Below are 23,122 nucleotides of genomic sequence, written 5' to 3' on the forward strand. Positions count from 1 at the left end.
GGAAAATATATACTGGGAAATAAACAATTAATATGCAATAATGTAATTAAAATACATAATAAGAAAGGGGTACCATATGAGAAAAATAAAAAGAATTTGGTCCATTATATTAACATTTGTATTAATAACAACTTTTTTTGTTGGGTGTGGAAAAAGTAAAGAAGTAGTTAGTAATAATGTGGACAAAACTATTACTGTTGAAGATCAATTAGGAAGAAAAGTAGAAATAAAAGGGGAAGTAAATAAAATAGTTTCAAGTTATCCTATTACAACTTCACTTTTAGTAGCTTTAGGGCTTAAGGATAAACTTGCAGGTGTTGAAATGAAACCTAAAGATAGAGAACTTTATAAAAGGGTTGCACCAGAATTTTTTGATCTTCCACAAATAGGTTCAGCAAAAAGCATAAATGTGGAAGAGTGTGCAAAGATAAAACCAGATTTAGTTATAATTCCAACTAGAATTAAAGAAGTAATTCCACAATTTGAACAACTTAACATTCCAGTTATAGCTGTAGAACCAGAATCATTAGATTCATTTTTAGATTGTGTAAAACTTGTAGGAAAGTCTACTAATACAGAAAAAAGAGCTAATGAAATAGTAAAATACTATGAAGATAATCTAGAAAAAGTAAAGAAAATAAATGAAAACAATAATAATAAACCTAAGGTTTATTTATCAGGAAGTGCAAATGTTTTAAGAACATGTACATCAAAGATGTATCAAGATTACATGATAAAAGCTTCTGGTGGAAATAATGTGACTTCAGCTCTTGAAGATGGTTATTGGGTAGATATATCAGCTGAACAATTATTAGCTTATAATCCAGATATTATTTATATTGTGCAATATGCTAAATATAGTGTAGAAGATGTGTTTAATGATGAAAGATTAAAAGATGTAAATGCAGTAAAAAATAAGAAAGTTTTTGTTATACCATCTGTGATAGAACCTTGGGATTATCCAACACCATCATCAATTTTAGGTATTCTTTGGATGACAAATAATATTAATCCAGATAAATATTCAAAAGATGAATTTGAAAAGACAGCAAAAGATTTTTATAAGAAATTCTTTAATTTAGAAGTAGAAAATAAGGACATTGGAATATGAGATTAAGATATTCTAAAGTGATAAGTAGCATTATTTTATTGATATTAATAATTACATCTCTATTAATAGGAAGATATAATATTAAACCAATAGATATAATAAAAACTATGTTTTATGGACAATCTGATTCGTTAGAATTTAATCTGATTTGGAACATAAGATTTTCAAGAGTAGTATTAGTTTCAATAAGTGGGGCTGCATTATCACTATCAGGAATAGTTTTTCAAAGTATATTTCAAAATCCGATAGTATCTGCTGATGTACTTGGCGTAAGCTCAGGAGCTTCGCTAGGTGCAGCAATTGCTATAGTTTTTTTACCTTTTTCTCCAATAATAATTCAAGTAATGGCATTTGTCTTTGGAATAGGAGCTGTAATTTTTTCATTACTTTTATCTAGACAAATGAGAAGCAATAGAATATTAGCTCTTATTATATCTGGTATTGTAACTGGTGCAATATCATCATCTTTTTTAATGATTATAAAGTACTTGGCAGATCCATACAAAGAATTACCATCAATAGATTTTTGGTTAATGGGTGGATTTTATAATAGTACATGGAATAGTGTATTGTATGTATTTATATTAACAACTATATCAGCAGTAATATTATTTTTATTTAGATGGAGATTAAAAGTGCTTACGATGGGTGATGAACAGGCAAAACTTTTAGGAGTTAATGTTAAATTTATTAGAATAATCGCCATATTTTCATCAACTCTTTTAGTATCAGCAGTAGTTTCTGTGGCTGGAATTATAAGCTGGATAGGTTTATTAGCACCTCATATAGTAAAGTTTTATGCTAAAGATGATATATCAGAAGTTATGGGATTAACTATGATTGTTGGAGCAATAATTCTTATAATGGCAGACACCATTGCAAGAAGTTTAACTGCAACAGAAATTCCAGTTAGTATATTAACTTCATTAGTAGGTGCACCGTTTTTAGTTTATATTCTTAATCGAAAGGAAAATTTTATTAGATGAAAAGCGATTTAGAAATAAATAATTTAAGTGTCAGATATTCAAATAAAGCAGTACTAAAAAACATTAATCTAACACTTAAAAGAGGAGAAGTTACAATACTTTTAGGATTAAATGGAGCTGGAAAAACAACTTTATTAAAATCCATAACTGGACTTATGAAAAGTATTACTGGTGAAGTAATTTATGATAATAAGGATATATTAAAGCTTTCTAATAAAGAGAGAAGTAAATTAATATCTTATATCCCACAAAATTTACATACAAGTCAAAACTATAGTGTGCAAGATGTAATTCTTATGGGGATCACACCATACCTTGGAGTATTTGATATGCCAACTAAAGAGCATCATGAACTAGTCAAAGATATTTTAAAAAAATTAAATATAGAGTATTTAAAAGACAAGTATATAAGTGAAATTAGTGGTGGAGAAAGAAGGCTGGTTTATTTAGCAAGAATATTTATTCAAAATTCTAATATCATACTTTTAGATGAACCAAATACTTTTTTAGATTATGTAAAACAGCATGAGTTTTTTAAATTTATCAGTGATTTAATTAAAGAAAATAATCTAATTAATTTAATTACAGTACATGATATTAATTTAGCATTAAGATATGCAGACAAAATAGTGATCTTAAATGCAAATGAAATAGTTGATATTATTGATTGTAAAATAGAAGGTTATGAAAAAAAATTTATAAGTTTAATGGAAGAAATCTACAATAAAAAACTTGAAGTTTCTTATACAAAGTTTGGTCCTGTTATAGTTTGTTAATATAAAAGTTATTTTATTTTGAACTTAAATGTTCAATATAACAATATTTGATTTATTGAACAAGCCTTATTACAACATATATATAATTTAAAATTAAAAAGTTAATAAAGGAGATAAGTTAACATAATATGAAAATCTTTAAATGTGAGAATATGAGAGTGAGCAAAACAAAGTCATTAATACAAGCTCTAAATATAGATATTACTAAAAAATTAATAATCTCATTTGTAGGTGGTGGTGGTAAGACAAGCTTGATATATCAACTAGGTGATGAATTAAGCAAATTGGGTAAAAAAGTTATTATAACAACAACTACTCATATGCTTATGCCTGAAAGTAATGTAGTAGTTACAGGTAAAAAAGATGATATTACAAAATTTTTATATAACGAAAACATGGTTACAGTTGGGTTATTATGTGATGAAAAAAAATCTAATGCTAGAGATATTGAGTTGAAAAAAATAAAAGGTTTATCAAAAGAAACAGCTGAAAGTCTTATAGAACTAGCTGATTTTGTATTAGTTGAAGCTGATGGAGCAAAGAGATTACCATTAAAAATGCCTGCTGAACATGAACCAGTAATATTAGAGGGAAGCAATTTAGTTGTAGGGGTATGTGGTATTGATTCAGTAGGAAAAAGTATTAACGAAATATGTCATAGACCTAATTTGGTATCAAAATTTTTAAATACAGATGAACAGCATATTATTAATGAATGTGATATTGCTCAAATAGTACTAAGTGAAAAAGGACAAAAAAAGGATGTAAAGTGTGATTATAAAGTAGTTATAAATAAAGTGGATGATAGAAAAAAACTTGAAATAGCTAAAAATATTTTACATGAATTTTTAAAATTAGGAGCAAATGAATTAATATTAACAACGTTTAGAGAAAATATAGATTAACATTCACTTGAAATATAGAAATGTTGTAATATAAAAACATATTTTATATGCTTCTTAAGCAAGGGACGTGAAACTTATGATATTAATGAAGGGTGCAGGAGATTTAGCAACAGGAGTTGCTAATAGATTAAAAAAATGTGGATTTGATATAGTCATGACAGAAATTTCAAAACCAACTACAGTCAGAAGGACCGTAGCATTTTCACAAGCTGTGTATGATAAAGAGGTAGAAGTTGAAGGAGTAAAGGGTGTTTTAGCTTCTACAAAAGAAGATATTAATAAAATAATTTCAGATGGAAACATTGCGATTATAGTAGATGAGGAAGCTAAAATTGCAGATGAAATTAAGCCAGACATAATAATAGATGCTATAATAGCCAAAAAAAATTTAGGAACACATATTGATGATGCACCAATTGTAATTGCACTTGGACCAGGATTTACAGCTGGAGTTGATTGTGATTGTGTTATTGAAACAAAAAGAGGACATTATTTAGGAAAGACAATATATAGTGGAAGTGCTATTCCTAATACTGGAGTACCTGGAGATGTTGGAGGATTCACTAAGGAAAGAATAATTAGGGCCACAGAGGATGGTAAAATCTTACCAGTTTCTAAAATAGGGGATTATGTGAAAAAAGGTGACATTGTAGCATATGTTAATAAAACACCAATTTTTGCACAATTAGATGGAATAGTACGTGGAATGCTTCAAAAAGATGTCAGTGTATTCAAAGGAATGAAAAGTGGAGATATTGATCCAAGATGTGAAAAAAATCATTGTTTTACAATTTCAGATAAAGCTAGATCTATTGGAGGCGGAGTCTTAGAAGCGATTTTACACTTAAAACATAGTATTAAAAAATAGTGATTTAATAGAAAAATAGGGAGGGTATTAAATGAATAAGATAGTTGATGCAAAGGGTAAGAATTGTCCAATACCAGTAATAATGGCAAAGAAAGAGATTGATGGTGGAAATAATAACTTTTTAGTTGAGGTTGATAATAAAATAGCTGTACAAAATCTTCAAAAGTTAGCTAATAGTCAAGAATTTATATCATCTATAGAAGAAAACAATGGAGTATTTAAAGTACATTTTTCAAAGGATTCTGATAGTGATAATAAATCTGAAGAGTGTGAAGAATGTAATGAAATACTTGAAAAGATAGAAGGAAATAAAAGAGATATAGATACCTGGTCAGTATTTATAGGAAAAGAGATTATAGGCGGTGGAAGCGAAGATCTTGGTAAGACACTTATGCAAATGTATTTTTATACAATTTCTGAGTCTGATAAGTTACCAAAATCAATTTTATTTATGAATGCTGGAGTAAAAGTACCTACATTAAATGAACAAGCAATAGAAAATTTAAAAGTTTTAGAGGAAAAAGGTGTTGAGATATTAGTTTGTGGAACATGCCTTAACTTTTATGGACTAGAGAAAGAATTAAAGGTAGGAAAAGTAAGTAATATGTATGATATAACAAATGCTATGAAAGAGGCATCAAAAGTTATTACATTATAAAAATATTTTAGATATGTTTTAAGCAGTATTGATATTGTAGTATAAAGCTCATGGACAGGGGAAGTTACTTTAAGAACTCTAAAAATAAAGATTAGTCCAATTAATGCATGTTCCCAATCAAAGATTGTGACAAGCAAATAATTGGACAAATATTTATTAAGAGTTCTAAAAAGTAAATTCCAATGCCAGTTCGCCCTTATACTACAATATCAAAAGATATTTAAAACATATTGAATTTTTAAAACTGTTTAATAGGAGGATATGTTATATGTCAAAGGATATAAAACTTACTAGTTTAACTAAGAGTTCAGGATGTGCTGCTAAGATAGGTCCAGGCATTCTTCATAATGTTTTAAGTAGTCTACCTAAGTTTGAAGATAAAAATTTACTTGTGGGATTTGATAATAATGATGATGCATGTGTATATAAGGTAAGTGATGATAAGGTAGTAATTCAAACAGTAGATTTCTTTCCACCTATGGTAGATGATCCGTATACTTTTGGTCAAATTGCAGCTGCTAATGCTCTTAGTGATATTTATGCAATGGGTGGAAATCCAGCACTAGCTATGAATTTAATGTGTTTTCCTTCATGTATAGATATATCAATTATGCATGATATACTTGCTGGTGGATATGACAAGGTTAAGGAAGCTGGTGCAATAATTGCAGGGGGGCATACCATTGCAGATCCTATTCCTAAATATGGACTTTGTGTAAGTGGGTTTGCGCATCCAAGTGAAATTCTTTCAAATAGTAATGCAAAGACTGGAGATGTGCTTGTGCTTACAAAACCTTTAGGTATTGGAATAATGAATACTGCAACAAAAGCAGGATTGTTAAGTGAAACTAAAATTAAAGAAGTTGCATCGATTATGTCTACATTAAATAAGTATGCTAAAGAATGCATATCTGGATTAGATGTTCATTCATGTACTGATGTAACAGGATTTAGTTTAATTGGTCATAGCTATGAAATGGCAAGTGGTAGTAATAAAACTATAGAAATTTTTAGTGATTCTGTTCCAATTATAGATGAAGCATTAGAGTATGCCAAAATGGGAATCATACCTGAAGGAATGTATAATAACCTTGATTATTTAAAGGATAAGTTTACTTTAGGTTCAAATATTTCTCAAGAATTACAAGATGTATTGATAGATCCTCAAACATCAGGTGGATTATTACTTTCAATTTCAGAAAAAGACGTTAAGGAATTTTTATCAAGGACGGAAGCATTTACTTCTCATGCAAGAGTTATTGGACAAGTTGTTGATAAAGTAGATAAACACATAGTAATTAAATAGTTTAAACTGAAAATTATGTTTATGCTTGGGTTTTAATGTATAGGCATAGTTCACAAATTAAATATACATGATTAATTTTTTAGAAATGAAAGTTTAAATTATTTTTTATTCTTTAGAAAATTATATTTTTATAAATACAATATTATAGATAAATGGAGGGTATTATGGAATTACAAAAAAATTTACCAGAAATATTTGAAGAATTTGCTGAAGGAAGAAGAAATGCTTTTATTAAAGCTAAAGAGCTTAAAGATAAAAATATACCTCTAATTGGTGCATTTTGTACTTATTTTCCGCAAGAATTAGGATTAGCTATGGGAGCTGCTACTGTATCAGTATGTTCAACATCAGATGAAACTATTACTGATGCAGAACAAGATCTTCCACGTAATTTATGTCCTTTAATAAAGTCTAGTTATGGTTTTGCTAAAACTGATAAATGTCCTTTCTTTTTCTTTTCAAATTTAATCGTTGGGGAAACAACTTGCGATGGAAAAAAGAAAATGTATGAATATCTATCTGAGTTTAAACCAGTTCATGTTATGGAGCTTCCAAATTCTCAACGTGAAGATGGATTGAAATTATGGAAAAATGAAATTATCAGATTAAAATCAACTTTAGAAAAAATGTTTAATGTAGAGATAACAGAAGATGATATAAGAAAAGCAATTAAAATAAAAAATAATGAACGTAAAGCCTTAAAGAAGTTCTATGAATTAGGAAAAAGAGAACCAGTTGCTATGTTAGGACAAGACATGTTTAAGGTTATAAATGGAACAACATTTAGCTTTGAAAAGGAAAAGATTCCAGAACAAATAGAAGAAGTAATTCAAAAAATCAATTCTGAATATGAAGTTGAAAAGAAATATGAATCTAAACCTCGTATATTAATTACAGGTTGCCCTATTGGTGGTGCTACTGAAAAAGTTATTAAAGCAATTGAAGATAATGGTGCATATGTAGTTGCTTTTGAAAATTGTAGTGTTGCAAAAGCTGTTGATGAATTAGTAGATGAGGAAAATCCTGATGTTTATGATGCTCTTTCTCGTAAGTATTTATCTATAGGATGTTCTTGTATGACTCCTAATCCAAATAGAATTAAACTTCTTGATAAGATGATTGATGAATATAAAGTAGACGCTGTAGTTGATGTGATATTAACAGCTTGTCATACATACAGTGTGGAAACCTTATCAATTAAAAGATTTGTAAATAATGAGAAAAATAAACCTTATATGAGTGTTGAAACTGATTTTTCTCTTAATGATATTGGTCAGTTAAATACTAGAATGGCTGCATTTATAGAAATGCTTTAATTTATATGAATGTACAAATGTTAAGAATATGTGGAGCAAATAATTATGAGTAAATATACTTTAGGAATTGATTCAGGTTCAACAACTACAAAGGGGATATTATTTGACGGTCAAAAAGTCATTGAAAAAATGATTATAAAAACAGCAGCAAAACCAAAGGAAAGTATTTATAAAATTTATAATAAACTTTATTCTAATGATGTGGAATACACTGTATCTACAGGTTATGGTAGAAAATTATTAAAAGAAGCTGACAAAACTGTTACTGAAATAACTTGTCATGCTCAAGGAGCAGCTTTTTTAAATCCTAATATTAGGGGAGTTATAGATATAGGTGGACAAGATTCTAAAGTTATTTTGTTGGATAATTCATCAAATGTTGTAGATTTTCTAATGAATGATAAATGTGCTGCTGGAACTGGTAGATTTGTTGAAGTTATGATGAGAATTTTAGAAGAAGATATAATTAATATTGATGAGTTTGTAAAAAATAGAAAACCAGTAAGCATATCTAGTATGTGCACTGTTTTTGCGGAGAGTGAGATTATTAGTCTTCTTGCGAGAGATGTTCATAGAGGAGATATTGCCCTTGGAATTATTCATTCAATTTGTAGACGAACAGCTAATTTTGCTCAAAAATTAAATTTACAAGGGGAGATATTTTTTAGTGGTGGACTTGCATCTTCTGAAGTTTTTAGAGCCACTCTTGAAAGTTATCTTAATAAAAAAGTATCAATCAATGTTTTAAGTCAGTATGCAGGTGCAATTGGTGCAGCTACTATTGGATATAGAAAAATCAAATAATGCTATGTTTTAAAACTATGTTGATATTGTAGTATAAACAAAGTTCTTAGTCTCAGTGAAACTTGCTTTCAACTGAGAGTTAGAAATTGTTATCCAGGAGCGTGCAGATGTTATGAAGTTACAGATGCTAGCTATCGGATAAAGCAATTTCCAATGCCAGTTAGCACTTATATTAGATATCGACATTTATCTAAAATATAGCCTAAATAAGAATGATGAGGGAGATTATACAATAATTAATATAATGAAAATAAATTTAATTTTATTGGCATCAGGAAATAGCATAAGATTTAAAAGTAACAAATTATTAACTATAGTTAATAATAAGCCAATGTATATGAATGTAGTGGAAAAGGTTTTAAAAGTTGATTTTAATAAAATAATTTTAGTTACTCAATATGAAGAAATTAAGTTAGCTTTACCTAAACAGGATATTCAGGTTGTTATGAATAAAAATAGTGAATTAGGAATATCTCATTCCATTAAACTCGGCATACAAAATGATATGAATGCAGATGCTTATATGTTTATGGTATGTGATCAACCATTTATATCATTAAAAAGTATAAAAACATTAATTAATAGATTTATAAAGAGTGATAAGGGAATGGCTTGTGTTGAAAACAATGGTAAACTAGGTAATCCAACTATATTTTCTAAAAAGTATAGGGATGAATTATTGAGTTTAAAAGGTGATATTGGTGGAAAATTTGTTATGAAGAAGCATCTTGATGATTTAGAAAGAGTAATTATTATTAATGAAATAGAAATGATGGATATAGATACTAGAGAAGAATTAATTAATATATCCTACAATAATATATAATGAGGTAAAAGAATGATGAAGAAAAATTTTTATAAAGATCTTTTTGAAAAATTAAACTTAAATGAAGAAGTATTTATAGTGACTGTTGTAGAAGGAAAATATGATGGTAAAAATATAGCAGGACAAAAGTTATTTAAAAGTAAAGAAACTGTGGTTATAGAAAATGAAGATATTAAAAGTTTTTGGAATGAAATCTTAAGCAAAGTAGATTTTAATAAAGGCACATGTGTTTTAAAGTTAGATAATGATGTGAAATTATTTATAGAATATATTATAGGACAACCTAATTTAGTTATTTGTGGTGCTGGGCATGTTGCTTTACCTTTATGTCAAATGGCTAATTTATTAGAGTTTAATACTACAGTAATTGATAATAGAAAAGAATTTGCTAACAAAGAAAGATTTCCTATGGCAGATAATATCATATGCAAAGAGTTTAGTGAAGCATTTAATGAAGTTAAATTTAATAAAAATACTTATTTCGTTATAGTCACAAGAGGCCATAAAGATGATAAGACTTGCTTAGAAACAGTACTTAAAAATGACTTTTACTATGTTGGAATGATTGGAAGTAAAGGAAAAGTAAAATTTGTGACCAATAGTTTATTAGAAAAGGGATTTAAAAAAGAAGAAATTGATAAAGTCCATACCCCAATAGGTCTTAGCATAGGAGCTAAAACACCAGCAGAGGTAGCAATAAGTATTTTAGCTGAAATAGTTCAAGCTAAGAATGAAAAAATAATAAGTACTATATCAGATGATATTTCTAATGCTATATTAAATAGAAATGAACCAATGGTTTTAGCTACAATAGTTGAAAAACATGGATCAGGTCCTAGAGAAGCAGGAACTAAAATGCTTGTATATAAAACAGGAGAATTTGTAGGTACTATTGGTGGGGGAAGTGTAGAAAATTCTGCACATAAAAGAGCATTAAAATTATTTGAAGAAAAACAATCAACTTTAGAAGGATATGATTTATCAAATTCTGCATCTGCAAAACTTGGTATGGTATGTGGAGGAAATGTAAAAGTATTTTTTGAATATATTGAATAAAAATATATTACTTTAATACATGACTATGTTTTAAAATAACTTTGATATTTAATTAAAATATTAACTTACAGATAATATATAAATAAGTTTATAATTAAAAAAATATATACTAAAAAATCTAATTGATGAATTTTATGTTATCAATTAGATTTTTTTTTAATTAATTTAATTTTAGTAACATATGTTACAGAGAAACTTAAAATAATATAGTAAACTTTGAATTGTCAAAGCGAAGAAATAAAAAAGTAATTATTAAATTTTTATATACAAAAGAAATTAGGAGGAAATAATATGTCAATGTTTTGTTATCAATGTCAAGAAACAGCAGGATGTAAAGGCTGTACTAAAGTTGGGGTTTGTGGTAAAGACGAACATGTAGCAAAAGCTCAAGATTTATTAATATATGTAACTAAAGGACTAGCAATAGTAAGTAATGAAGGTAGAAAAGTTGGAATTGCAGATAGTAAAGTTGATAAATATATAGTAGAAAGTTTATTTACTACAATTACAAATGCTAATTTTGATAGAGATTCTATTTTAGATAGAGTAAGAGAAACTTTAAAATTAAGAGAAATGCTAAAAGCTAAAGTTGTTAAAGCTGGTGGAAAAGTTGGAGAAGTAAAAGTAAGTGGTGGTTTTTTCAAAAAAATATTTGGAATGCAAACTACAGAAATGATAATGCCAGATGCAACTACTTGGACAGCTGATAATATAATAGAATTTGATCAAAAAGCTGAAAAAGTTGGAGTACTTGCAACAGAAAATGAAGATATAAGAAGCTTAAGAGAGCTTATAACTTATGGATTAAAAGGACTATCTGCTTATATGAAGCATGCTATGAACTTAAAATATAATGATGAAGAAATTCATAAATTTATGGCAAAAGCATTGGCAGCTACATTAGATAATAGTTTAACTGTTGATGAATTAGTTGCTTTAGCATTAGAAGCTGGTAAATTTGGCGTAGATGGTATGGCATTACTTGATAAGGCTAATACTGAAAGCTACGGACATCCTGAAATAACAACAGTAGATATTGGGGTTAGAACTAATCCTGGAATATTAATTTCTGGTCATGATTTAAGAGATTTAGAAATGTTACTTGAACAAACAGAAGGAACTGGAGTGGATGTTTATACTCACGGAGAAATGCTTGCTGGACAATATTATCCAAAATTCAAGAAGTATAAACATTTTGCAGGAAACTATGGTAATGCATGGTGGAAACAAAAAGAAGAATTTGAAAAGTTTAATGGGCCAATACTTATGACTACAAACTGCGTAGTTATTCCAAAAGAGTCTTATAAGAATAGATTATTTACAACAGGCGCAACAGGAATGCCAGGATGCCCTCATATAGAAGCTGATTCAAAAGGAATAAAAGATTTTTCTAAAGTTATAGAAATGGCTAAAAAATGTAGTGCACCTACTGAAATAGAAAAAGGACAAATAGTTGGTGGTTTTGCTCATAATCAAGTTTTAGCTCTTGCAGATAAAGTTGTTGATGCTGTTAAAACTGGTGCTATAAAGAGATTCTTTGTAATGGCTGGTTGTGATGGAAGAGCTAAATCAAGAAATTATTATACTGATTTTGCAGAAAAATTACCTAAAGATACAGTGATATTAACTGCAGGATGTGCTAAATATAAATATAACAAATTAAACTTAGGTGATATTGGTGGAATTCCAAGAGTATTAGATGCAGGACAATGTAATGATTCATATTCATTAGTAGTTATAGCACTAAAGCTTAAAGAAGTATTTGAACTAGATGATGTAAATAAATTACCGATATCATATAACATAGCTTGGTATGAACAAAAAGCTGTAATAGTATTATTATCATTATTACACTTAGGTGTAAAAAACATTCATTTAGGACCAACACTTCCAGCATTCCTTTCACCAAATGTTGCTAAAGTATTAGTAGATAACTTTGGAATTGGTGGAATAACTAATGTGGAAGATGATATGAAGATGTTTATGGAAGGTTAATATCCGTATGCATTAGAAGCAACAGATAGATTTAAAATGATGTTAGTTGTAGTAAAAGGTTAGTTATAATTCAAAATAAATAATCTGCCAACATTTTGCTGAATGCAGTTTAAAATGTTGGCATTTTTTTATGTGTAAAATATTTTATTAACAGAACAACTGTAAATGATAATCATTGTCATATATAAGAGAAAGTGGTATATTATTATTGTAAATCAATTATTTTATTAAACTAATTATAAAAATAGCATACTGAATTTTTGACTAAAGAAATTAGTAAAGGAGATTTGGAATGGAATGTATATATAATGATTATGAATCAATTTGCCATGACCTTATTGAAAGTATTGTATTTGCACTAGATGCAAAGGATACTTATACAGCCAAACATTCAATTAGAGTAGGGGATATGGCATGTCAAGTTTGTGAGTTTTTAAATTTAAGTAATGAAGATAGAGAAACTATACATATTGCAGGACATGTCCATGATATAGGAAAAATAGGTATTCCAGATAAAATATTAAATAAGAAAAGTAAATTAAATGAAGAAGAATGGAATGTAATAAAACAACATCCAGCTATTGGGGCAAAGATATTAAGCAGTTCAAAAAAATTATCTAAAATAAGTGAAATTATATTATATCATCATGAACGCGTTGATGGTAATGGGTATCCAAGGGGATTAAAAGGACAAGAAATTCCTTTAGGATCAAGAATTATTGCTGTTTGTGATTCAATTGATGCAATGTTAAGTAAAAGAGCATATAGAAATAGTTTAGAGTTAAATACATGTAAATCAGAAATAGAAAAAAATATAGGTATAATGTATGACGAAGAAATTGCAGAATGTGTATTAAAAAATTGGGATTTCCTTAATGATAAAGTTAACGAATAGGTTAGGGACTATAAATCTATATTTTCAAAACTTTATTTTATAGAAATAGTAGAATGAAGTTTTAAAAATTTAATTGTTAATTAATATCTATTAAGATTTGAGGATGATAAACAATGAATAATATATGTATATTAAAAAATAATATAAATGGAATGTTGTATTATTTAGGAGATTTTATAAATAATCATAGAAAAATACTAATAATTATTTGCATTTTTATCTCACTTTCATTATTAGATGCTTTTTACTGTTTTTTAGTTAATGTTAAAGAACAAAGAAAATTTATGAAGGAATTAGAGCTAGAAAGGGAAAAGTATTTAATTGTAATTGAGCAATTAAATGATATTATATTTGATTTTGATTTGATTAATAAAAAAGTAATAAGTTCACCAAAGTTTAAAGAAAAATTTGGTTGGAAATTAACCTGTAGAGAATTAGATATAGATAATTTGAATAAGTCTAGTATTCATCCTGAAGATATAATCTTAATAAAAAATATTATAAAAAATCTTGATAATACAAAAAAGATGTCAATTATAAAACAAATCAGAATAAAAAAATATGATGGTAATTATTTATGGTGTGAATTAATATTAAATTATATACGTAGAAATAATAAGATCATACGGATAATTGGAAGAATTACAGACATTGATAATGCTGTAAAAGAAAAAGAGATTCTTAAAATAAAATCTGAACGTGATCAACTTACTGGATTGTATAATAAATTAACTTTTTTTAATAAAGTAGAGGAAAAAATAAAAAGTAATAAAAATAATGAAAGTATATTAATTTTTTTGGATCTTGATAATTTTAAAGCAATAAATGATTATTTAGGACATATGATTGGTGATGAAGTTCTAAAAGATACTGCACAAAAAATTAATAGTATTTTTAATGAAGGAAATACTATTAATTCTAGATTTGGAGGAGACGAATTTTGTATTTTTGAAGAAAATTCATCTATTTTAATGATTAAAGAAAAAATAAAAAAACTTTCTAAACTATTAGAAAAAGGTCATGTAGGAAAAAATAATGAACCAATTAGGATTTCAGCAAGTATAGGGATTGCTTCTTATCCTTATAATGGAACGAGTTTAAAAGAATTAATTGAAAAAGCAGATAGAGCATTATATAAATCAAAAGAGAATGGAAAAAATCAGATTACAATTTATAATGATACTATTGGGAAAATGTATAACTTTAATTAGAAAATATAAGATAATATGAATTGAAAAAATAAAACTTTAACTAAAAATACTGAAGTTAAAGTTTTATTTTTTGGCTATGTTTTAAGTGAATGTTGATATTGTAGTATAAAGCTCATGGACAGGGGAATTTGCTTTAAGAACTCTAAAATAAAGCTTAGTCCAATTAATGCATGCTCCTAATCAAAGATTGCTGACAAGCAATTAATTGTACAAATCTTCATTAAGAGTTCTAAAAAGTAAATTCCAATGCCAGTTCGCACTTATACTAGAATATCAACACTGTTTTAAAACATAGCGTATTTTTTTAATTTCTATTGATTATTATTTATATATAGTTGTATTTAATATAATCTCTTAAATTTAATTATTACCATTTAATCATTAATATTCAAATTTTATAATATTAAATTAGTTTAATATAAGTTCCAATAAAACTTGTTCATTAATATAAATCTTAGAAGATTTATAAATGATATTACTTCTAGTGATAGTGAAGAACTTATATAAAAAATCAATAATATATATGTTTCTAACTAGATATTGTTAATTAAAGATAGAATTTTCTATAAAAATTCTATAAAAGATTATAGATGTAATAACTTAATTAGAACATATATTAATTAAAGTAATAAGTAACTAGTATACTTTTATTTACTTTTTATATTTTTATCTGTATTTGATGAATCAGACGAATTATTTATCCAAATAATTCTTTCTTCAGAAAAATTTTTTGTATATTTAATAGTATCAATATTTTTTAAAACCCATTTTAATAAATCATTCATAATATCCCTCCATAATGTGAATAAATGGTTTAGAAATTATTATGTTATATACAACATATACAATTAAAAAATTGAGAATTTTTTATAGAATATAACATAATAATAAATGTTTACCAAATAGGTATAAAAAGATAAAGTTCAATTAAGAATGTTGTTCATTTAATTCTTTTATAATAGCTTCAGCATCTATTTTGTTTTCTTCAAGTTGTTTTATAAATTCTTGCATCATATTTATATCAAATTTACTTTTTTTTCCGCTCTTAAATTTTAAATGAATATCACCTTTAGGAGTACTTATATTAGTTTTACCAGTTAATAAATAATCAGTAGATGTATTAAAAATTTCACTAAGCTTAGTTATAACGTCTAGATTAGGTTCTCTATCTCCATTTTCATAATTTCCTATTGTTTTATATGTGACCTTTAATAACTCAGCTAAATCTTTTCTACTCATGTCATTAGCTTCTCTTAAATTTTTTATAGCCTCACCAATACACCACATTATTATACCTCCTCTTATTGAAAATATTTTACTATAATATACACAATTTTCAAAGAAAAATAGAACAATTTGGAGAAAAAGAGGTTGACATGGAACTAATTGTACTTTAATATAATATTTAATTGGAACAAATTGTTCAAAAAGTAAAAAATAAGGACAAGATGATTAATATGGTAATCAAAACTGAAATGAAAAAGGGGTATAAAAGATGAATGTAAAAATAAGGAGTATAGAAATTGAACATCCTCAGAATGTGGTAAAAAACGAATTTTATGTAAAGTTATTTAAGGAACAAGGAAAAGATATAAGAAGGATGTTAGAATGTTTTGGGAGAAGTGAAAGAAAAGTAGTAAATAATAATTCTGATACTACAGTTACATTAGGGGTAAAAGCTGCATTAAAGGCATTAGAAAGTGCTAATCTTACAGGAAAGGATATTGATGTAATTATATTTTCAAGTCAATTTCCAGAGTATACATGTCCAACTCAAGCATTAATAGTTCATGATGCTATAGATGGAAAAGAAGATGCTATGGTTATGGATTTAAATGTTAATTGTATTGGTATGCTTGTAGCACTTGATTCAGCTACAAGATATTTACTTCAAAATCATAATTTTAAAAGAGCATTAATAATAGGTGCTGATTATGCTACAATTCATGCAAAAAAAACTGATGAGTTTGTATACCCTATGTTTGGTGATTGTGGATGCGCAATTATTTTAGAAAAAACTGAGGAAGACTGTGGGATGCTTGATTCAACTTATTACACAGAAAGTCCCAAATACGATTCAGTAGTATATCCAAAATGTGGAGCATCTTCTTTTTATAAAAAGACTACATCGCATGAAGATATGAAATTAGGTTGGACAGAATGTGATGATAATGTTGTAGAGATTGCAAAAAATTCCATTAATAAATTATTAAAAAATAATAATTTAAAGGTATCAGATATTAAAGCATTTTGTTTTTCACAATTTGCTGGTTCTCTTGTGAATGGTTGTGCTGACGTACTTAGAATAGAGCCAGAAAAAGTAATATATGTTGGTGATACATATGGATATACAGGTACAAGCTCTCCGTTTATTGCTTTATATGAAGGTATAAAAAAAGGACAAATTAAAAGAGGAGATAAAATAATGTTTTGGTCTATTGCTGCAACTAGAACAGCTTGTGCGTTGTTATTTAAATATTAAATTTATTTCAATGTGCCAAAAGATATAACTTTCTATAAAAATTATATAAAAGATTGTAAATGTAATAACTTAATTAGAGCATATATATTAATATAGTATTAAATAAAATAAAAGCTGTTTCAAAAATATATTTATTATTTGAAACAGCTTTTGTTTAATATGTTTTAAGTAATTATTAATATTATAGTGTGATGATAAAATTATTTAGTTAATATTAATATTATTGTTTTTAAATGTAACATATTAATTAATTAATTTATTTATTTGATGGTTCCCATTTACAACGTATAGGTGATACAATAGCTTCTTCCTTTTTTAATTCTTTAAATGCCTTATCAATATCTTTACGATCTAATCCTGAAAGTTTTTCTACTTCTCCAGCACTTAATGGTTTACCAGCTTCTTTCATAGTATTTAATATTTTTTCTTTAATTTCCATTTTAATACCTCCCAAAAACTTTAGTTGTTAATTTAATCAGAACTTATATACTTAAAAGAGTCTTATTAAAAATTAAATAAGTTGTAAATTTTAGATAATATATTATGAATATTAGAATTTTATTATTACTTAATAATGATTATTATAACATAATAATTATAAAAGTAAAGTGATTAAACTTATATTAAATAAATATTTTCTAATATTTAAATAGGTATTATTAAAATAAATTTTATACTTATATATAAAAGAGGTGGATTCATTAATTCGAATACACCTCTTTTAATATAATAATATTTACATAAAAACATTATATATATTTATTTAAGGCACATTCAAAATAATAACAAGTCAATATGCTAGTCTATTTCGTGTCATGTTGCGTCAGCATAATGGCCTAATAGCTTGCTATTAAACCATTATGTTTCCTTGCCTGACGCAAAATATACATCGCATTTTGGACTTGTTATTTTCTTTCATGTGCCTAATAGATTTCCCAATTTATTTAGAAAATATTATAAAGAATGATTATTTTAAAACATAGCATAAAAAATACATTATTTAATTTCTAAAGGTCCATATTTATCCTTATCTAATATAATTAAGGCTCTAGTAAGTTCTTCAACATGTTCTTTTTCATCTCTAGTAATATCTTTTATAATATTAAATAGTTCATCATTTTTTATATTAGATAAAAAGTCTTCATACAATAGTATGGCTTCAAGTTCTCCTTTTATTGCTTCTCTAATATGAGTTAATAAGTACGCTTTACTTTCTTTTGTATTGCAGTATTCCTTATAAGTATTTTTATTAGTTATATTAGCATGTTCATTTACATCCTTATATAATTTAAATTGTTCTTTATCTATCATACGCAATGCCTCTAAAAACAGACCATAGTGTTCTTTTTCTTCTTCCATTATATGATGAAATATTTCTTTAACTTCTTTATTTTCAGTAACGCTTAAAAAACTACTATAGTCATTAATAGCAACAATTTCTGCTATTAAACCTTCTCTAAGAAATGTTTCATCATTTTTTAACTTTCCTTGAGGTTGTCTATTTGTAGTATAGCTCATAAAAAACTCCTTTATTATATTATTTATTAATTAATATATAATATAGATTAGAAAATATTCTAATAATATATATAATTTATACTATTAGAATATTTATGAAAATGTTCTAAATATCTATTTATATTGGTAAAATAATAAATTATGATATACTATATGTTATAAAAAGTTTAATTGTAAGGTGGAGAAATTGATGAATGTAATAAGTATTAAAAAATGTACAAAATTAATTTTGTTAATAATTTCTATAAGTTCATTATTATTAGTTGGTTGCGGTAATGTTAAAATGAATGATAAAAAAGAAAATGCTGATCCAACTACTACAACCGAAAATACTAATGGTGATTTACCAGAGTTAACTGAAAAGTTACCTTTAGCAACTATAAAAGTGAAAGATTATGGAGATATTGAAGCTGTCTTATATCCAGAAACTGCTCCTAATACAGTAAATAACTTTATATATTTGGCCAATAAGGGATTTTATAATAATCTTAAATTCCATAGAATAATTAAAGGGTTTATGATTCAAGGTGGAGATCCAAATGGAGACGGTACTGGAGGACCAGGTTACTCAATAGAAGGTGAATTTACTTCAAATGGTTTTCCTAATGGATTAAAACATACAAAGGGTGTATTATCAATGGCAAGAACACAAGATCCAAACAGTGCAGGAAGCCAATTTTTTATAATGTCTGGAGATGCACCACATCTTGATGGAGAATATGCTGCTTTTGGTAAGGTAATATCAGGTTTAGATATAGTAGAAAAAATTGAAAATGTAAAAATTAAATCAAATGATGCACCTAAAGAGGATGTAATTATTGAATCAATTACTGTTGATACTAAGGGAGTAGACTATAAGGAACCAAATAAAAAATAAAGATTTATTTATTAATATGTTATATCATCATTGCTTTTGCTTTGATGATATTTTTTCTTTTAGAAATTTAATGTTTTAACAAGAAAATTCATGTAAAAAATAGATAAGAATGTTTTCATAGGATGATTTTTAATAAATAGAAATTTAACAATTAGGATAGAACGTTGTAAAATTATTTAAATAAGGAAATTAATGATATAATAAAGGGTAAATAGTTATTCTTGGAAGGGGATATTTTGAATTGTTTACTAAAGATATAAATATTAATATGTCTAAAAATGGATATGCTAATACTTCAGAATCTGTACATTTGGGAATACTTTTAGCTATGGTAGGAGGATTTTTGGATGCATATACGTTTGTATGTAGGGGAGGGGTTTTTGCTAATGCAGAAACAGGTAATATTGTTTTAGTAGGAGTAGCAGCAACTAAGGGAAATTGGAAAGGTGCTATTATGGCATTCTTACCTATTTTAGCATTTATAATTGGTGTAATTGTAGCAGAGAGAATAAAAGAAATTAAAGAATCATCATATTTTATAAATGTGGATAGTGATCGTGCTATTTTAATTATTGAAATTATGGTACTTTTTATTATAGGATTTATACCTATTACTGCACCTGATATATTTGTAACTACAACAATATCATTCGTTTCATCTGTTCAGATTTCTTCATTTAGAAAACTGGTGGATTCTCCTTATAGCACAACAATGTGTACTGGAAACTTAAGAAGTGCATCACAAGCAGCTTATATGGCTTTTAGAAAAAAAGATAATACTTATGTTGTAAAATTAATTCGATATTGTATAATTCTATTTTCTTTTTTAACAGGGGCATGTTTAGGGGGAGTATCAACTATAAAAGTTGGCGCTAAATCAGTTTGGATTTCTGCATTTATATTAGTTTGTGCTGTTATATTATTTAGTATAGATGAATATAGACTGAAAACAGAATGTAAGTAATAATAAATAGAAGTGTAATAAAACTTATGCACTTCTATTTTATTTATTTTAAACAAAGTGTGTATTAAATATATAAAGAAAGTGTATTCACTTATAATATTTTCCTATATATATTTAAAAAGTAGGATTTGTAAAAAATCAATCTCTTCACAGTAGTTATAGGTACTTTTTTATTAAATTAGCATAAAAACTGTAATTAAATTCAATTAAATTCTATTAAAAGTAATTTTATTGAATTTAATTACAGCTACCAATAAAATGGAAAAAAAGTCATATAAATTGAGAAAAGATGGATTAAATTCATTTAATAAGATATTACAAAAATTACATCATTTTACTATTAAATAATTTAATTGTACAATCGATTGAGATTATCATGGTTATTTGGAGGGATAGTATAATGTTGTATTCGGATATAAATCTCCAACAGGAGGTTTATAGAGAAGATGTTTTTAATATTGCAAAATGGTTAAGTGATAAAGAAGTAACAAAATTTTTAAATGAAAGAAATGGAATAAATAATAGTTTAAATAAATTAGCTAATACTTCTACATTACCTATAATGACCCAATATTTTAATAATAATGGTCCATTTTATATAATAGAACACAAAGACAAATCTATTGGATATTTAAAGATTATTCCTAAAGGCAAAATTGCAGAGATGGTTATTGCTATAGGAGATAAGAAAAAATGGGGAAAAGGAATAGGAACTATAGCAGTTAAAAAAGGATTAAGTGAAGCATTTTTAAAATATAGACTTGATGAAGTTGTAGCAAAAGTTCACAAAGAAAATTATAGATCTAGTAAAGTAGTTAAAAAAGTAGGATTTATAGAAAAAAAATATTTAGAAAAAGAAACAAAGTACTCAATAACTTTTAATAAATATATTAGTCAATTTAATTGATATAAATAATTTTTTAGTGCTAGGAGATACTATTTAATATTAGATACATTGAAAAAATAATAGACTAGTATGTTAATATATTTTGTTTTATATATAATGAAAAAATATATTAACATCTTTAAGCTATTATTTTTTATATGTCTTAAATAGATAAGCAAGGAGGAATTAATATGAATTTTCCTAATTCATTTCTAGCACAACATCAAGATCATCAACCAGGATTTGAATATGAAATGAATCCAGCACCGATATATGATGATCCGAACTATAATAAAAAGGGTGAATTATTAAATAATAAAGTTGCAATAATTACTGGAGGAGATAGTGGAATAGGAAAAGCAGTAGCAGTAGCTTATGCTAACCAAGCTGCAGATATAGTAATTGTTTATCACAATGAAGAAAAAGATGCAGAAGAAACTAAAAAAATTATAGACCAAATAGGCAGAAAATGTACTCTTATAAAAGGGGATATTGGCAATGCTGATTTTTGTAAGGACGTAATTAAAAAAACTATTGATGAATATGGAAAAATAGATATATTAGTAAATAATTCAGCTGTCCAATATGAGTGTAAGGATATAAAAAAGCTATCAGATGAGCAATTTGATAAAACTTTTAAAGTAAATGTATATGGTACATTTTATATGACCAGAGCTGCAATGGAACATTTAAAAGCAGGAAGTTGCATAATAAATACAGCATCAGTTGTAGCCTTTAAAGGAAATGAAACTTTAATAGATTATTCAATGACAAAAGGAGCAATTACTGCATTTACAAGGTCTTTAGCACTTGCATTAGCAAAAGGAAAAACTGGAATAAGAGTAAATTCAGTTGCGCCAGGCCCTATATGGACACCACTGATACCAGCTAGCTTTGATGCAAATAAGGTTTCTCAATTTGGTTCAGACACTCCGATGGGAAGAGCAGGGCAACCAGTTGAATGTGCCGGAGCATATGTATTTTTAGCATCAGAATGTGCTTCATATATTACAGGTCAAACAATTCATATTAATGGTGGAGAAATAGTTAATTCATAATATAAAAAATTAAAATGAGCCTTAAATTTTAAGGCTCATTTTCGCATCTAATTATCTTTTAAAATTAGATTGAGAATTGTTTTTATTATACATATTATTTTGATTGATGTTATTCATTCTATTCATATTATTATTTTGATTCATCATACCATTCATTCTATTCATATTCATAAATGGATTAGGGACATTATTGTTTTGTCCTCGCATTAACATATTAATTAGAGAATTGATGTTCATGTTATTATTATTCATATTATTACCACTCATGGGATTTCTATTCATATTATTACCATTCATGTTATTACCATTCATGGAATTTCTGTTAGAATTAGCTGCCATCATATTCATCATATTAGGATTCATACCACCTAGAAGCATATTTAACAAAGGGTTTCCCATCATTTGGGACATTTGGGGTTGATTATTATTCATACCACCTAGCATGTTCATTAAGGGATTACCCCCCATCATTTGATTACCACCCATAGGATTCATCATACCACCTAGACCCATATTAGGAAAAAGAGCACTGAATAACATATTTAATAAGGGATTCATTTTTTCACCACCTAAAATATTTATTACTGTTTAATCTATCTTATTGCACTTAATGAAAAAACGATA

General features: G+C 26.6%; 24 protein-coding genes. 19 read left to right on the top strand and 5 right to left on the bottom strand.

All coding sequences use genetic code 11. The features are described from left to right. Nucleotides 1-76: 76 nt before the first annotated feature. The 14 genes from ACYUET_RS08705 to ACYUET_RS08770 all read left to right on the top strand — a co-directional run bounded on the left by ACYUET_RS08705 (nt 77) and on the right by ACYUET_RS08770 (nt 14,713). A complete protein-coding gene (locus ACYUET_RS08705; RefSeq protein WP_460278926.1) occupies nt 77-1,111 on the top strand; it encodes an ABC transporter substrate-binding protein in 1,035 nt (344 codons plus the stop codon). Then, on the top strand, nt 1,108-2,097 hold the full coding sequence (locus tag ACYUET_RS08710) for a FecCD family ABC transporter permease (protein ID WP_460278927.1): 990 nt from the start codon (nt 1,108-1,110) through the stop codon (nt 2,095-2,097). Before ACYUET_RS08705 ends, ACYUET_RS08710 begins: the two co-directional genes overlap by 4 nt. After that, nucleotides 2,094-2,873, top strand: a complete 780-nt coding sequence (locus ACYUET_RS08715) for an ABC transporter ATP-binding protein (protein ID WP_460278928.1) — start codon at nt 2,094-2,096, stop codon at nt 2,871-2,873. Before ACYUET_RS08710 ends, ACYUET_RS08715 begins: the two co-directional genes overlap by 4 nt. A gap of 128 nt (nt 2,874-3,001) precedes the next feature. Next, complete coding sequence (yqeC, locus tag ACYUET_RS08720; RefSeq protein WP_460278929.1) at nt 3,002-3,778, top strand: selenium cofactor biosynthesis protein YqeC; 777 nt, start codon at nt 3,002-3,004, stop codon at nt 3,776-3,778. Nucleotides 3,779-3,854: 76 nt separating this feature from the next. Beyond that, nucleotides 3,855-4,646 (top strand): selenium-dependent molybdenum cofactor biosynthesis protein YqeB, encoded by a 792-nt coding sequence (gene yqeB, locus ACYUET_RS08725; RefSeq protein ID WP_460278930.1) that lies wholly within the window; start codon nt 3,855-3,857, stop codon nt 4,644-4,646. A 31-nt stretch (nt 4,647-4,677) separates the two neighbouring features. Then, nucleotides 4,678-5,304, top strand: a complete 627-nt coding sequence (yedF, locus tag ACYUET_RS08730; RefSeq protein ID WP_460278931.1) for a sulfurtransferase-like selenium metabolism protein YedF — start codon at nt 4,678-4,680, stop codon at nt 5,302-5,304. A gap of 268 nt (nt 5,305-5,572) precedes the next feature. After that, nucleotides 5,573-6,610 (top strand): selenide, water dikinase SelD, encoded by a 1,038-nt coding sequence (gene selD / locus ACYUET_RS08735; protein ID WP_460278932.1) that lies wholly within the window; start codon nt 5,573-5,575, stop codon nt 6,608-6,610. Nucleotides 6,611-6,774: 164 nt separating this feature from the next. Then, complete coding sequence (locus ACYUET_RS08740) at nt 6,775-7,926, top strand: double-cubane-cluster-containing anaerobic reductase (protein WP_460278933.1); 1,152 nt, start codon at nt 6,775-6,777, stop codon at nt 7,924-7,926. A gap of 45 nt (nt 7,927-7,971) precedes the next feature. Further along, the gene (locus tag ACYUET_RS08745) at nt 7,972-8,730 is read left to right on the top strand and encodes an acyl-CoA dehydratase activase (protein ID WP_460278934.1); all 759 of its coding nucleotides are present in this window, start codon (nt 7,972-7,974) and stop codon (nt 8,728-8,730) included. A 241-nt stretch (nt 8,731-8,971) separates the two neighbouring features. Continuing rightward, a complete protein-coding gene (locus tag ACYUET_RS08750) occupies nt 8,972-9,556 on the top strand; it encodes a nucleotidyltransferase family protein (RefSeq protein ID WP_460279133.1) in 585 nt (194 codons plus the stop codon). A 12-nt stretch (nt 9,557-9,568) separates the two neighbouring features. Beyond that, nucleotides 9,569-10,612 carry an XdhC family protein gene (locus ACYUET_RS08755; RefSeq protein WP_460278935.1) on the top strand — a complete coding sequence of 348 codons (1,044 nt, stop codon included), beginning with the start codon at nt 9,569-9,571 and terminating at the stop codon, nt 10,610-10,612. Nucleotides 10,613-10,903: 291 nt separating this feature from the next. Beyond that, the gene (gene hcp / locus ACYUET_RS08760; protein WP_460278936.1) at nt 10,904-12,607 is read left to right on the top strand and encodes a hydroxylamine reductase; all 1,704 of its coding nucleotides are present in this window, start codon (nt 10,904-10,906) and stop codon (nt 12,605-12,607) included. Between the two features lie 292 nt (nt 12,608-12,899). Continuing rightward, on the top strand, nt 12,900-13,502 hold the full coding sequence (locus ACYUET_RS08765; protein WP_460278937.1) for an HD-GYP domain-containing protein: 603 nt from the start codon (nt 12,900-12,902) through the stop codon (nt 13,500-13,502). A 113-nt stretch (nt 13,503-13,615) separates the two neighbouring features. After that, the gene (locus tag ACYUET_RS08770) at nt 13,616-14,713 is read left to right on the top strand and encodes a sensor domain-containing diguanylate cyclase (RefSeq protein ID WP_460278938.1); all 1,098 of its coding nucleotides are present in this window, start codon (nt 13,616-13,618) and stop codon (nt 14,711-14,713) included. Between the two features lie 647 nt (nt 14,714-15,360). Here the strand turns inward: ACYUET_RS08770 and ACYUET_RS08775 are convergent. Next, complete coding sequence (locus ACYUET_RS08775; protein ID WP_460278939.1) at nt 15,361-15,498, bottom strand: hypothetical protein; 138 nt, start codon at nt 15,496-15,498, stop codon at nt 15,361-15,363. Nucleotides 15,499-15,640: 142 nt separating this feature from the next. Further along, on the bottom strand, nt 15,641-16,000 hold the full coding sequence (locus ACYUET_RS08780) for a helix-turn-helix domain-containing protein (protein ID WP_460278940.1): 360 nt from the start codon (nt 15,998-16,000) through the stop codon (nt 15,641-15,643). A 208-nt stretch (nt 16,001-16,208) separates the two neighbouring features. On the opposite strand from ACYUET_RS08780, the gene ACYUET_RS08785 reads away from it, so the two are divergent. Continuing rightward, complete coding sequence (locus ACYUET_RS08785; protein WP_460278941.1) at nt 16,209-17,195, top strand: 3-oxoacyl-[acyl-carrier-protein] synthase III C-terminal domain-containing protein; 987 nt, start codon at nt 16,209-16,211, stop codon at nt 17,193-17,195. A gap of 256 nt (nt 17,196-17,451) precedes the next feature. Here ACYUET_RS08785 and ACYUET_RS08790 read toward each other — a convergent pair whose 3' ends face one another. Further along, nucleotides 17,452-17,634, bottom strand: coding sequence for a transcriptional regulator (locus tag ACYUET_RS08790; protein ID WP_460278942.1), 183 nt, complete (start codon nt 17,632-17,634; stop codon nt 17,452-17,454). 557 nt (nt 17,635-18,191) lie between these two features. Next, complete coding sequence (locus tag ACYUET_RS08795; RefSeq protein WP_460278943.1) at nt 18,192-18,713, bottom strand: ferritin family protein; 522 nt, start codon at nt 18,711-18,713, stop codon at nt 18,192-18,194. A gap of 190 nt (nt 18,714-18,903) precedes the next feature. Between ACYUET_RS08795 and ACYUET_RS08800 the strand changes: the two genes are divergently transcribed. The 4 genes from ACYUET_RS08800 to ACYUET_RS08815 all read left to right on the top strand — a co-directional run bounded on the left by ACYUET_RS08800 (nt 18,904) and on the right by ACYUET_RS08815 (nt 22,498). After that, complete coding sequence (locus ACYUET_RS08800; protein ID WP_460278944.1) at nt 18,904-19,590, top strand: peptidylprolyl isomerase; 687 nt, start codon at nt 18,904-18,906, stop codon at nt 19,588-19,590. 241 nt (nt 19,591-19,831) lie between these two features. Next, nucleotides 19,832-20,554 carry a YoaK family protein gene (locus ACYUET_RS08805; protein WP_460278945.1) on the top strand — a complete coding sequence of 241 codons (723 nt, stop codon included), beginning with the start codon at nt 19,832-19,834 and terminating at the stop codon, nt 20,552-20,554. A 400-nt stretch (nt 20,555-20,954) separates the two neighbouring features. Continuing rightward, on the top strand, nt 20,955-21,461 hold the full coding sequence (locus ACYUET_RS08810) for a GNAT family N-acetyltransferase (RefSeq protein WP_460278946.1): 507 nt from the start codon (nt 20,955-20,957) through the stop codon (nt 21,459-21,461). Nucleotides 21,462-21,631: 170 nt separating this feature from the next. Further along, the gene (locus ACYUET_RS08815) at nt 21,632-22,498 is read left to right on the top strand and encodes an SDR family oxidoreductase (protein ID WP_460278947.1); all 867 of its coding nucleotides are present in this window, start codon (nt 21,632-21,634) and stop codon (nt 22,496-22,498) included. Between the two features lie 51 nt (nt 22,499-22,549). Here ACYUET_RS08815 and ACYUET_RS08820 read toward each other — a convergent pair whose 3' ends face one another. Beyond that, nucleotides 22,550-23,056 carry a hypothetical protein gene (locus ACYUET_RS08820; RefSeq protein ID WP_460278948.1) on the bottom strand — a complete coding sequence of 169 codons (507 nt, stop codon included), beginning with the start codon at nt 23,054-23,056 and terminating at the stop codon, nt 22,550-22,552. Nucleotides 23,057-23,122: the final 66 nt, after the last annotated feature.

This window comes from Clostridium sp. CTA-5, assembly GCF_054768135.1.